The sequence below is a fragment of the Streptomyces sp. XM83C genome (assembly GCF_023072675.1).
Lineage (GTDB): Bacteria > Actinomycetota > Actinomycetes > Streptomycetales > Streptomycetaceae > Streptomyces > Streptomyces thermocoprophilus.
Map to the genome: position 1 here is coordinate 1 of NZ_JALLGL010000191.1, position 12,347 is coordinate 12,347.

The 12,347-nt window shown below is 72.4% G+C and carries 9 protein-coding genes; 3 read left to right on the forward strand and 6 right to left on the reverse strand.

Annotation, left to right across the window (positions count from 1 at the left end; all coding sequences use genetic code 11):
* Positions 1–521 precede the first annotated feature (521 nt).
* Together MTQ10_RS20605 and MTQ10_RS20610 are read right to left on the reverse strand one after the other, a co-directional pair.
* Positions 522–2,303, reverse strand: a complete 1,782-nt coding sequence (locus tag MTQ10_RS20605) for an ABC transporter ATP-binding protein (RefSeq protein WP_247470288.1) — start codon at positions 2,301–2,303, stop codon at positions 522–524.
* Entirely contained in the window at positions 2,300–4,222 is a 1,923-nt protein-coding gene (locus MTQ10_RS20610) for an ABC transporter transmembrane domain-containing protein (protein WP_247470290.1), read from the reverse strand. The genes MTQ10_RS20605 and MTQ10_RS20610 overlap by 4 nt, the downstream gene beginning before the upstream one ends.
* 228 nt (positions 4,223–4,450) lie before the next feature.
* Between MTQ10_RS20610 and MTQ10_RS20615 the strand changes: the two genes are divergently transcribed.
* Positions 4,451–5,188: a L,D-transpeptidase family protein gene (locus tag MTQ10_RS20615; RefSeq protein WP_247470298.1), complete on the forward strand. Its 738-nt coding sequence runs from the start codon at positions 4,451–4,453 to the stop codon at positions 5,186–5,188.
* A gap of 323 nt (positions 5,189–5,511) precedes the next feature.
* On the opposite strand, the gene MTQ10_RS20620 is transcribed toward MTQ10_RS20615, so the two are convergent.
* A complete protein-coding gene (locus MTQ10_RS20620; RefSeq protein WP_247470300.1) occupies positions 5,512–5,967 on the reverse strand; it encodes a MarR family winged helix-turn-helix transcriptional regulator in 456 nt (151 codons plus the stop codon).
* A 120-nt stretch (positions 5,968–6,087) separates the two neighbouring features.
* Here MTQ10_RS20620 and MTQ10_RS20625 point away from each other — a divergent pair, with 120 nt between their 5' ends.
* A complete protein-coding gene (locus MTQ10_RS20625) occupies positions 6,088–7,959 on the forward strand; it encodes an ABC transporter ATP-binding protein (RefSeq protein WP_247470302.1) in 1,872 nt (623 codons plus the stop codon).
* 62 nt (positions 7,960–8,021) lie between these two features.
* Complete coding sequence (gene mltG / locus MTQ10_RS20630; protein ID WP_247470304.1) at positions 8,022–8,864, forward strand: endolytic transglycosylase MltG; 843 nt, start codon at positions 8,022–8,024, stop codon at positions 8,862–8,864.
* A gap of 65 nt (positions 8,865–8,929) precedes the next feature.
* Here mltG and MTQ10_RS20635 read toward each other — a convergent pair whose 3' ends face one another.
* The 3 genes from MTQ10_RS20635 to MTQ10_RS20645 form a co-directional block, all read right to left on the reverse strand.
* Positions 8,930–10,006, reverse strand: coding sequence for an NAD(P)-binding domain-containing protein (locus MTQ10_RS20635; RefSeq protein ID WP_247470306.1), 1,077 nt, complete (start codon positions 10,004–10,006; stop codon positions 8,930–8,932).
* Between the two features lie 105 nt (positions 10,007–10,111).
* On the reverse strand, positions 10,112–11,266 hold the full coding sequence (locus MTQ10_RS20640; protein WP_247470308.1) for an LLM class flavin-dependent oxidoreductase: 1,155 nt from the start codon (positions 11,264–11,266) through the stop codon (positions 10,112–10,114).
* 1 nt (position 11,267) lies between these two features.
* Complete coding sequence (locus MTQ10_RS20645) at positions 11,268–12,266, reverse strand: ABC transporter substrate-binding protein (RefSeq protein WP_308404586.1); 999 nt, start codon at positions 12,264–12,266, stop codon at positions 11,268–11,270.
* Positions 12,267–12,347 lie beyond the last annotated feature (81 nt).

The following is a 12,347-nucleotide window of genomic DNA, read 5'->3' on the forward strand; positions in this document are numbered from 1 at the left end:
GGTGTCGCCGTGGGCGGGGGCGGGCCGCCGCTGCTCAGGGCACCGGCGACACCCGTCACCGCACTGCGCGGTGCCCGGGGGTTCCCCGAACCAGTGCCTCCCCCCAGACTTCCACCCCGCTTCGGGACCGCGCAACGGCACGGCATCCCGCCGGGCCGGGGCCGTCGGCGGGGGACCCGCGCCGGGCGCTCCTCGGACGCGGACACGACGCGCCGGGCGGACACCCCGGGATCGCCTGCGGACCGCCCGGGATCACCGCCGGACAACCCGGGACCGCCGCCGGACAACCCGGGACCGCCGCCGGACCGTGCGTGCCTGCCGGGGCGCCGGTGAGCGCCGCCGGGGCGACGGCCGGGGTGTCCGCCGGTCTGACGGTGAGCGCCGCCGGGACGTCCGCCGCCGTACCGGTGAGCGCCGTCGGGCCGTCCGGGCCGTCCGACGTCCGGAGCACGGCCACCGCACCGGTCCGCCGCCCACCGGTACGGCGTTCCCGTACCGCGCCGGTCCGTCCCGGCCCGTGGTCACCCGTGCCAGGAGCGCCACAGCGCCGCGTACGCCCCGTCGGCGGCGACCAGCTCGTCGTGGCTGCCCAGCTCGCTGATACGGCCGTTCTCCACGACCGCGATGACATCGGCGTCGTGCGCGGTGTGCAGCCGGTGGGCGATGGCGACCACCGTGCGCCCGTCCAGGACCCGGGCGAGGGACCGCTCCAGGTGGCGGGCCGCACGCGGGTCGAGCAGCGAGGTCGCCTCGTCCAGCACGAGCGTGTGCGGATCGGCGAGCACCAGACGGGCGAGGGCGATCTGCTGGGCCTGCGCCGGGGTCAGCGCGAGTCCGCCGGAGCCGACCTCGGTGTCCAGACCCCCGTCCAGGGCTCGCGCCCAGTCGTCGGCGTCGACCGCGCCCAGGGCGGCCCACAGCTCGGCGTCCGTGGCGTCGGCGCGGGCGAGGAGCAGGTTGTCGCGGAGGGAACCCACGAAGACGTGGTGCTCCTGGTTGACCAGCGCCACATGGGAGCGCACCTGCTCGGCGGGCATGCGGGACAGCTCGGCGCCCCCGAGGGTCACCTTGCCGGTGCGCGGCCCGTAGATGCCGGCGAGCAGCCGGCCCAGTGTGGACTTGCCCGCCCCGGACGGCCCGACCAGGGCGAGCCGGGTGCCCGGGGCGATCTCCAGGGACACCTGGCGCAGGACGTCCACGCCGTCGCGATAGCCGAAGTGCACCCGGTCGGCCAGCACCTCGCGCCCGCCGGGCGCCAGCGAGGGGTCCCCGGCGTCCGGCTCGATGTCGCGGACCCCGACCAGCCGGGCCAGCGACACCTGCGCGACCTGCAGTTCGTCGTACCAGCGCAGGATCAGGTTGACCGGGTCGACCAGCATCTGCGCGATCAGCGCGGCCGTGGTCAGCTGGCCCACGCCGATCCACCCCCGCAGCACGAACACGCCGCCGATCATCAGCACCGAGCCCAGCACGGTGACATGCACGGCGTTGATCACCGGGAAGAGCACCGAGCGCAGCCACAGCGTGTACCGCTCCCACGCGGTCCACTCCCGGATGCGGCGCTCGGACAGCTCGATCCGGCGGTCGCCCAGCCGGTGTGCCTCGACGGTGCGTCCCGCGTCGACGGTCTCGGCGAGGGCGGCGGCGACCGCGGCGTACCCTGCGGCCTCCGAGCGGTAGGCGGACGGTGCCCGACGGAAGTACCAGCGCAGCCCGATCGCCAGCACCGGCACGGCCAGCAGCACGGCGGGGGCCAGCGGCGGCGCGGTGACGACGAGTCCGCCGAGCAGCAGCACCGTCCACAGCACGCCGATCGTCAGCTGCGGCACCGCCTCGCGCATCGCGTTGGACAGCCGGTCGATGTCGGTGGTGATCCGGGACAGCAGATCGCCCGTGCCGGCCCGCTCCAGCACGCCCGGCGGCAGCGCCACCGAGCGGACGAGGAAGTCCTCGCGCAGGTCGGCGAGCATCCGCTCGCCGAGCACCGCCCCGCGCAGCCGTACCTGCCGGACGAAGACCGCCTGCACGACCAGGGCCAGCAGGAACAGGGCCGCCATGCGCCCCAGCGGCACGTCGGCGACGTCGTCCGACACACGCTCGACGAGGTCGCCGAGCAGCCACGGCCCGACCATCGAGGCGAGCACGGCCACCGTGTTCACGACGAGGAGCAGGGTGAAGGCACGACGGTGCCGGCGCAGCAGTTCCGTCGCATAGGCGCGTACGGTCGCCGGGGCGCCGACGGGCAGTGTGCTCGCCGTCTTCGGCGCGGCCGGGTCGAACGCCGGTGGCGCCACTGCGATCATGCGGTCTCCCCGATCTCTCGCAGTTCGTCGATGTGCGCCAGTTCGTCGATCTTCCGGGGCCCGGCGAGCCCGTTCCGGCCCGCACGCGGCCCCTCGTCCGGACGCGGTTCTCCCTCCGCGCCCGGTCCGTCGCCAGGACGCGGCTCCTTCTCCGAGGCCGCGACCGTCTCCGGTTCCGTCTCCCGGGTCACGACCGCCCGGTACCGGGGCTCGGTGTCGAGCAGTTCCCGGTGGACGCCGACCGCGGCGACCTGCCCGTCGTGGACGAGGACGACACGGTCGGCGCGGTCCAGCAGCAGCGGGGACGAAGTGAACACGACGGTGGTGCGGCCGTTCCGCAGCGCTCGGACGCCTTCGGCGATACGGGCCTCGGTGTGCGAGTCCACCGCGGACGTCGGCTCGTCCAGGACGAGCACCTGCGGATCCGTCAGCAGTGACCGGGCGAGCGCGAGGCGCTGCCGCTGGCCGCCGGAGAGGGAACGGCCGCGCTCGGTGATGTGGGCGTCCAGCGGGTCCGCGCCCTCGAGCGAGCCCTGCACCAGCGTGTCCAGCACGTCCTCGCACCCGGCCGCGGCCAGGGCGTCGGCCGCGGCGACGGCACCCGAGGAGGGCACGTCGAGCAGGTCGCGCAGGGAACCGGAGAGCAGTACCGGGTCCTTGTCCTGCACCAGGACGGCCGCGCGGGCGGCGTCGAGCGGCAGGCCGTCCAGGGCGACACCGCCGAGCAGCACCGACGGGCCGGCCTCGGAGGCGTGCCCGCCGAGCCGCTCCGCGAGCCGGCCCGCCGCGTCCGGGTCGCCGCACACCACCGCCGTGAGCAGCCCCTCCGGGGCCAGCAAGCCGGTGGCAGGGTCGTACAGATCACCGCCCTTCACCTCGCCGGCCTCCGTGCTTCCGGTCTGCGCAGTCTTCGCCTCGGACGGGTGCCGCTCCAGGGACAGCACCCGTGCGGCCCGCTGCGCGGACGGGCGGGAGAAGGAGTAGGCCATGGCGATCTCCTGGAAGTGCTGCAGCGGATAGCTCAGCACCGCGACGGAGCTGTACACGGTGACGAGTTCACCGACGGAGATCCGTCCCTCGCGGGCCAGACGGACGCCGTAGAAGACGACGGCGATGAGCAGCAGACGCGGCAGCAGGACCTGGAGGGAGGCGATCAGAGACCACATGCGGGCGCTGTGCACGGCTGCCCGGCGGACCTCCTGGGAGGCGCGGCGGTAGCGGTCGAGGAACAGTTCCTCCCCGCCGATGCCGCGCAGCACCCGCAGTCCCGCCACGGTGTCGGAGGCCAGTTCGGTGGCCCGGCCGCCCTTCTCCCGCTGGGTGTCGGCCCGCCGTGTGGCGTGCGGCAGGAGCGGCAGCACGGCGAGCGCGACCACCGGCAGCCCGACGGCCACGATGACACCGAGCGCCGGCTGGTAGACGACGAGGCCCGCGCAGACCACGCCGACGGTGAGCGCGGCGGCGGTGAAACGGGACACCGCCTCGACGAACCAGCCGATCTTCTCCACGTCGCCCGTGGAGACGGCGACCACCTCGCCGGCCGCGACACGCCGGGTCAGCGCGGACCCGAGCCGTGCCGCCTTGTGGGCGAGAAGTTGCTGCACACGGGCGGCGGCCGTGATCCAGTTGGTGACGGCGGCCCGGTGCAGGAAGGTGTCACCGACGGCGCTCGCCGCTCCGCACAGGGCGAGCAGCCCACCGGCGAGGGCGAGCCGTCCGCCGGAGCGGTCGACGACGCCCTGGACGGCGAAGCCGACGCAGAAGGGCAGCGCGGAGACGGCCACGAAGTGCAGCAGCCCCCAGACCAGCGCCTTGAGCTGGCCTCCCAACTGGTTGCGGCCGAGCCACCACAGGAAACGGGCGCCCGAGCGAGCGTCGGGGACACCCGGGTCGGGGTACGGAAGGTCTTGGATCTGCATGACGTCCCAGTGGCTCGTGTCGGGGGGTGGGGAGTGCAGCGGGTCGGGGGGAGTGCAGTGGTGGGTTTGCCGCGCGGCATCGGGCGCGACAGCAAACCGTGACAGGTTGGCTCTGATGCGTGGTCGAAATCAAACGGTTTTCCATGAGGCCGAACCCGTCGATCGGACCGGCGGATCCGCCGGCGTCCCTCGGGCATGTGCCGCCTGACGCGGTGCCATCATGGACCGATGCGGATCGGCGGTGTACGGCGTGTGATGGGGGTGGCGGCGGCCTGCGGGATGCTGCTGAGCGGGCTGTCGGCTTGCGGAGGTCCGGCGACGAAGGGGCAGGGTGCGGCCACGGGTGCCCCCACCCCGCGCCCCAGGGCCGGTGCGAGCGCGGACCCCACCCGTGTCCCCGGCGTGGGTGACCGCTTCCAGCGGCGTATCCCCGCCGACTCGCGCCAGGTGGTGGCGGTGTACGGCGAGGGCAGGGACTCGGCGGACGCCACGCTCGTGCTGTACACACGGAAGGGTTCCGTCTGGCAGCGCACCCGCGGCTGGCCGGCCCACAACGGCAAGAAGGGCTGGACGCTCGACCATCACGAGGGCGACAACCGCAGTCCTGTCGGTGTGTTCACGCTCACCGACGCGGGCGGGGTACTGCGGAACCCCGGCGCGAAGCTGCCGTACACCGAGTCGGGATCCTTCGCCGCCCCGCGGTCCTGGGCGCGGACGCACTGGCACGACTTCGACTACGTCATCGCCATCGACTACAACCGCGTCAAGGGCACACCCCCCAACGACCCGACCCGCCCGCTGGGACAGAGCAAAGGCGGCAGCATCTGGATCCACATGGACCACGGCAGCGGCACGTCGGCCTGCGTCAGCGTCTCCAAGGCGGCGATGGAGTATCTGCTGCGCACGCTCGACCCGGCCGGGCACCCGGTCGTGGTGATGGGGGACAAGGCGGACCTCCAGGCGTAGAACGCGCCGTGCGGGCGGCCGGTTCGGGGCGGGTTGCGCGGCGCCTCGTTGCGAGCGCGGCCGACCGCCGGCAGAACACCGGCGCGGCACCTTCCGTCACCGGCAGGACGTCGAGATGCTCATCGGCAGCGTCGTCGACGGCACGTGGAGCACCCCGGTCAATGTGCTGGTGTGGGACCGCCGAAGCTGCTGAGCCGAGGCGGACGCCCCGATGCCCCGGTGCGGACGCGGGTACGGATGTCCGCGCCCGCACCGGAGCACACCCGAAAGCGCTCCGGCCCTCCGGCTCTCCGCCCCCGCCCCCGCGCCGGCGCCGTAAGGATTCAGCAGCCGTGTTCCGCGGAGGGCGTGCCGTCGATCAGTGTGTCCAGCAGGCCGCCCAGCACCCTGCGCTGTTCCTCGGTGAGAGGGGCGAGGATCTCCTCGGCGGCGGCACGGCGCGCGTCGCGCAGCTCACGGAGGATGCTGCGCCCGTCGTCGGTCAGTTCGATGCGGATCACGCGGCGGTTGGTCGGGTCGGGCACCCGCCGCACCTTGCCGCTCGCCTCCAGCCCGTCGACCAGGGTCGTCACCGCCCGCGGCACGACCTCCAGCCGCTCGGCCAGATCGGCCATGCGGGGCGGCGCACTGTAGTGGGCCAGGGTGCGCAGCAGTCGCGACTGCGCCGGGGTCACGCCCAGTTCGCGCTGGTGCAGCTGCCGCTTCTGGATGCGGTGGACCCGGCGGGTGAAGCGCAGGAGCTGCTCGGCGAGCAGGCCGTCGGGATCGGGGGTGCTCATGCGGGAACAATATCAGGACGTCGTTCATTGTGAGTATAGGTAACAATGAGCTATGGTCCGTCTGCCGGTGGCGGCCCCCGTGCCCCGACCGGATCCCGTCTCTCACTCCCGTAGGAGCCCATGCACCCCGATCGTGACATCACCTGGACGCCGCCCCCCGGTGCGGCGGAGCAGCCGCGGCAGGTCCGCCGCATCCTCGCGCTCTTCCGTCCCTACCGCGGCCGGCTGGCCGTCGTGGGCCTGCTGGTCGGCGCCTCGTCCCTGGTCTCCGTCGCCACGCCGTTCCTGTTGAAGGAGATCCTGGACGTCGCCATCCCCGAGGGCCGCACCGGCCTGCTCGGCCTGCTCGCCCTCGGGATGATCCTCGGCGCCGTCCTCACCAGCGTCTTCGGAGTGCTGCAGACGCTGATCTCCACCACCGTCGGCCAGCGCGTCATGCACGACCTGCGCACCGCCGTCTACGGACGGTTGCAGCGGATGTCGCTGGCGTTCTTCACCCGCACCCGCACCGGCGAGGTGCAGTCCCGCATCGCCAACGACATCGGCGGGATGCAGGCCACCGTCACGTCCACCGCCACCTCGCTGGTGTCCAACTTCACCAGCGTCGTCGCCACCGTCGTGGCGATGCTGGCCCTGGACTGGCGGCTGACCGCCGTCTCGCTGCTTCTGCTGCCGGTCTTCGTCTGGATCAGCCGCCGCGTCGGCAACGAGCGCAGGAAGATCACCACACAACGGCAGAAACAGATGGCCGCCATGGCGGCCACGGTCACCGAGTCCCTGTCGGTCAGCGGCATCCTGCTGGGCCGCACCATGGGCCGCTCCGACTCGCTCACCCGGTCCTTCGCCGAGGAGTCCGAGCGCCTGGTGGACCTGGAGGTCCGCGCCAGCATGGCGGGCCGCTGGCGGATGGCCGTCATCACGATCGTCATGGCCGCGATGCCCGCCGTCATCTACTGGACGGCCGGCATGACCCTCCATTTCGGCGGACCGGACGTCTCCATCGGCACGGTCGTCGCCTTCGTCTCGCTCCAGCAGGGACTCTTCCGGCCCACCGTCAGCCTGCTGGCGACGGGCGTGCAGATCCAGACGTCGCTCGCGCTGTTCCAACGCATCTTCGAATACCTCGACCTGCCCGTCGACATCACCGAGCGGGACGACCCCGTCCACCTGGACCAGGTCAAAGGCGAAGTCCGCTTCGAGGGCGTCACCTTCCACTACGACGCCGCGAGCGGCGAAGACGCCCAGCACTCCGAGGGCGTCGACGACGCCAAGGGCGCCGAGAGCGACACCGCCCGGCAGCGGCCCGTCCTCGACGGCATCGACATCACCGTCCCCGCCGGCAGCAGCCTCGCCGTCGTCGGTTCCACCGGCGCGGGCAAATCCACCCTCGGCTGTCTGGTGCCACGGCTGTACGACGTCACGGGCGGCCGGGTCACCCTCGACGGCGTCGATGTGCGCGACCTGGACTTCGACACCCTGGCCCGTGCGGTGGGCGTCGTCTCGCAGGAGACGTACCTCTTCCACGCCTCCGTCGCCGACAACCTCCGCTTCGCCAAACCCGACGCCACCGACGAGGAACTGCACGCGGCGGCGCGGGCGGCGCAGATCCACGACCACATCGCCGCCCTGCCCGACGGGTACGACACCGTCGTCGGCGAGCGCGGACACCGCTTCTCCGGCGGAGAGAAACAGCGCCTTGCCATCGCCCGCACCATCCTGCGCGACCCGCCGGTGCTCATCCTCGACGAGGCCACCAGCGCCCTGGACACACGCACCGAGGCGGCCGTGCAGAAAGCCGTGGACGCGCTGTCGGCCGACCGCACCACGCTCACCATCGCCCACCGGCTGTCCACGGTCCGCGACGCGGACCAGATCGTCGTCCTCGACGCGGGGCGGGTGGTCGAACGCGGCACGCACGAGAAGCTGCTGGCCCTCGACGGGCGGTACGCGGAACTGGTCCGCAGAGACGCACGACTGGAGCCGACAAGATGAACATATGCCGATTCATGCCTGGATTGTGATGATATGAGAGGTAGGGGCGTTACCGTGCCCGCATGCACACGAACACTCCGCCACGGAGCACGATTCGACTGACGCGCCGGGGCCGTATCGTCCTCGTCGCGACCGGAGCCGTCCTGGCCGGCACGGCCGTGGCGGTGCCGCTGGCGACGCTGGGCGGCGGGGGCGACAGCGAACCCGCCTCGCTGGTGATCCCCGAAGGGTGGCGGGCCCGTCAGGTGTACGCCGCCGTGGACAAGGCCCTGGAACTCCCCCCGGGGACGGCCCAGAAGTCGGTGTCCAAAGCCGGTCTGAAACTCCCGAGGGACGCAGAGGGCAACCCGGAGGGCTATCTGTTCCCGGCGACATATCCGCTCAACGACAAGTCGACACCGGAACAACTGCTGTCGGCCATGGTCGACACGGCGAACAAGAAGTTCAACGGCGCGCCCGTCGCGGCCGGTGCGCAGCGCAACGCCATGAACGTCTACCAGGCCGTCACCATCGCCAGCATCGTCCAGGCGGAAGCGGCGACCAAGGCCGACATGGGCAAGGTGGCTCGAGTCGTGTTCAACAGACTGGAGCGCGGCATGCCGCTCCAGATGGACTCCACCCTCAACTACGCGCTCAACCGTTCGACATTGCGCACGACGGACAGCGACACCCGTATCGACAGCCCCTACAACTCGTACCAGCGGATGGGCCTTCCGCCCACGCCGATCGGCAACCCCGGCGAGGAGGCGATGCGCGCCGCGATCGAGCCGACACCCGGGGACTGGCTGTACTTCGTCACCGTCAAACCCGGCGACACCCGCTTCACCGCCGACTACGCCGAACACCTGCGCAACGTGGCCGAGTTCAACCGGCTGCAACGTGGCAGCGGCAACAAGGGGAGCTGACGCACGGCAGCCGGCCCCGCAGCCCGTGATCCGCGTACGCGGCGGCCGTGAGCCGGCTGCCGGCGTCAGGCCGCCACCGGAGCCGCCCGTTCGCCGGCCGACAGCTTGCGGATGTCCCGCACGGCCGCGCGTCCGGCGCGGTTGGCGCCGATTGTGCTCGCCGACGGGCCGTACCCGACGAGGTGGACGCGCGGGTCGGCCACCACGCGTGTGCCCTCCACCCGGATGCCGCCGCCCGGCTCCCGCAGCCGCAGCGGCGCCAGATGGTCCAGGGCGGCCCGGAACCCGGTCGCCCACAGAATGACGTCGGCCTCGACGTGCCGCCCGTCGTCCCAGACGACACCGTCGGGCACGACCCGGTCGAACATGGGCAGCCGGTCGAGGACACCGTCCGCGATGCCCTGACGGACCGCGTCATCGAGCGGCAGCCCGGTCACCGACACGACACTGCGCGGCGGCAGCCCCTGCCGGACCCGTTCCTCCACGAGCGCCACCGCCGCCCGCCCGGCGTCCTCGTCGAACGGGCCGTCACGGAACACGGGCGGACGCCGGGTGACCCACGTCGTGGCCGTCGCGTACGGGGCGATCTCCAGCAGATGCTGCGTGCCGGAGGCACCGCCGCCCACCACGACCACCCGCTGCCCGGCGAACGCCTCGGGCCCGGGGTACTGCGCCGTGTGCAGCTGCCGCCCCCGGAACGTCTCCTGACCCGGGTAGCGCGGCCAGAACGGCCGGTCCCAGGTGCCGGTCGCGTTCACCAGGGCGCGCGCCGACCACACACCGGCCGACGTCTCCACCAGCAGCCGCCCCTGCGGCCCCTCCCGCACGGCACGCACATCCACAGGGCGCCGTACACGCAGGTCGAAGGTCCGCTCGTACCGGTCGAAGTACGCGGAGATCACCTCCGCCGAAGGCCGCTCCGGGTCGGCGTCGGTCAGTTCCATGCCCGGCAGCGAGTGCATCCCGTGCACCTTGCCGTACGTCAGCGAAGGCCACCGGAACTGCCAGGCGCCGCCCGGCCCGGGAGAGTGGTCGAACACGACGAAACCGCTGCCCGGCTCGTAGCCGGCGCGCCGCAGATGATAGGCGCTGGACAGACCGGCCTGCCCGGCGCCGATGACGACGACCTCGGTGTGGTTCACGTTTCCACTAACCGTGCGGGGGTGGCGGATCTTCCCGCCACCCCCGCACGACAGAGCACACAGAGCCCCGCGAGAGCCCGCAGAGCGCACATCGGCGCGGGCGGATCAGCGCCCGCCGGCCACCACCAGCGGCGACCGGGCCGGCGCCGCCGGAGCCGCCCCCGGAGTGAGCAGCCCTCGCGCCGCCAGCTCGGGGATCACCCCCTCGCCGAACCAGTACGCCTCCTCCAGATGCGGATAGCCGGACAGCACGAAATGCTCCACACCCAGCGCGTGATACTCCTCGATCCGGTCGGCGACCTCCGCGTGGCTGCCGACCAGCGCCGTGCCCGCACCACCGCGGACCAGCCCGACACCCGCCCACAGATTCGGGTAGATCTCCAGAGAGTCCCGCGAACCGCCGTGCAGGGCCAGCATCCGCTGCTGCCCCACCGACTCGCTGCGCCCGAGCGCCGCCTGCGCCGCCGCGACGGTGTCCGCGTCCAGATCGTCGAGGAGCCGGTTCGCCACCGCCCAGGCCTCGGCGGACGAGTCACGGGAGACGGTGTGCAGCCGGACCCCGAAGCGCACGGTACGGCCCTCGCGTTCGGCCAGCCCACGGATCCAGTCGATCTTCTCCCGCACCTGGGCGGGCGGCTCGCCCCACGTCAGATAGACGTCCGCGTGCCGCGCCGCGACCGGCCCGGCGGCCGGCGACGACCCGCCGAAGAACAGGGGCGGCACCGGGTCCGGCGGCAGAGCGGTCAGCCCGCCCTCGACCTGGTAGTGGACGCCGTCGAAGTCGTACGGTTCGCCCTCCCACACACCGCGTACGACCGACAGGAACTCGTCGGTGCGCGCGTACCGCTGGTCGTGGTCGAGCCGGTCGCCGAAGCGCCGCTGCTCCGAGGAGTCACCGCCGGTGACCACGTTCAGCAGCAGCCGGCCCCGCGTGAGCCGCTGATAGGTGGACGCCATCTGCGCGGCCAGCGTCGGCGAGAGCAGCCCGGGCCGGAAGGCGACGAGGAACTTCAGCTGCTCGGTGTGCTGCGCGAGCGCCACCGTCGTCAGCCAGGCGTCCTCGCACCAGGTGCCGGTCGGTGTCAGCACGGCCTCGAAGCCCAGCTGTTCGGCGGCCTTCGCGATCTGCGCCAGATAGGTGATGTCGGGCGCCCGGACCCCGCTGAGGGCACCGCGCTCATTGGGGCCGTACGCGTGCCGGTCGACGAGGGTGCGGCCGTCGCCGCCGGTGGGCAGGAACCAGTGGAGGCGGACAGTCATCTCAGGACTCCTTCGAGGGACGGGGCGTGGAGGTGGAGGGCGGCAGGCTGCCGTTGAAGCGGGTGTCGACGAAGGACTTGAACTCGACCTTCTTCGGGATCAGTTTCAGCTCGGCGAAGGTGTCGGCGATCTGCTGCTCGGACGCGATCAGCGGCTCGTCGACGGCGACGGCGACCCGGGTGGCGTAGGTCCGCTTCACGGCGGCCAGAGCCACCTCGTACGGCAGCCCGGTGTCCTTGGCCCACACCTCCGCCCACTTCTCCGGGTGCGTGTACACCCAGTCCTGCGCGCGCCGCAGCCGCTCCAGATAGTCCTTGACCACCGCTGCCTTCTTGGCGTCCTTCAGTGCGCTCGGCGACGCGACCTGGAAGCTGAGCCCGTTGGTGATGCCGTCACCGGTGGTCAGGACCCGGCCCCGCTTCGCCTCCAGCACCTGCGAGGTGTACGGGTCCCACACCGCCCACGCGTCCACCTTGCCGCTCGTGAACGCGGCCAGCGCGTCGGCCGGCTGAAGGTACTTGACGTCGATGTCGCCGAGGGTGAGGCCCGCCTGCTTCAGGGAGGCGACGAGCTGGTAGTGGGCGGACGAGCCCTGGGCGACCGCCACGGACCTGCCCTTGAGCTGCCGGGGCGAGGTCAGCTTCGAGTCGTTCGGGACGAGGATGGTGTCGCCCTTGGAGGTGCCGTGCCAGGCGGAGACGACGGTGATCTTCGAACCGGCGCCTGCGGCGAAGACCGGCGGGGTGTTGCCGACGCCGCCGATGTCGACCGCCTCGGCGTTGACGGCCTCCAACAGGGGCGGCCCGGAGGTGAACGTGGACCACTTGATCTTGTAGTCCAGGTTCTTCAGCTCACCGGCGGCCCGCAGCACGGCTTCGGAGCCGCCCTTCTGATCGCCGACCCGCAGCGTCACCGAGCCGCTGCCGTCGGTGTCGGTCGAGGTGCTCGCGGCCGAGTTCCCGCCGCACGCCGTCAGCAGCAGAGCGAGGGGGAGCAGCAGAGCGGCAGGGACGAGCCGTTCGGTGCCCTGGACGCGTTGACCCGGATCAAGGCGCAGCGGCTGGTGGGTGAAGTGTGGCAG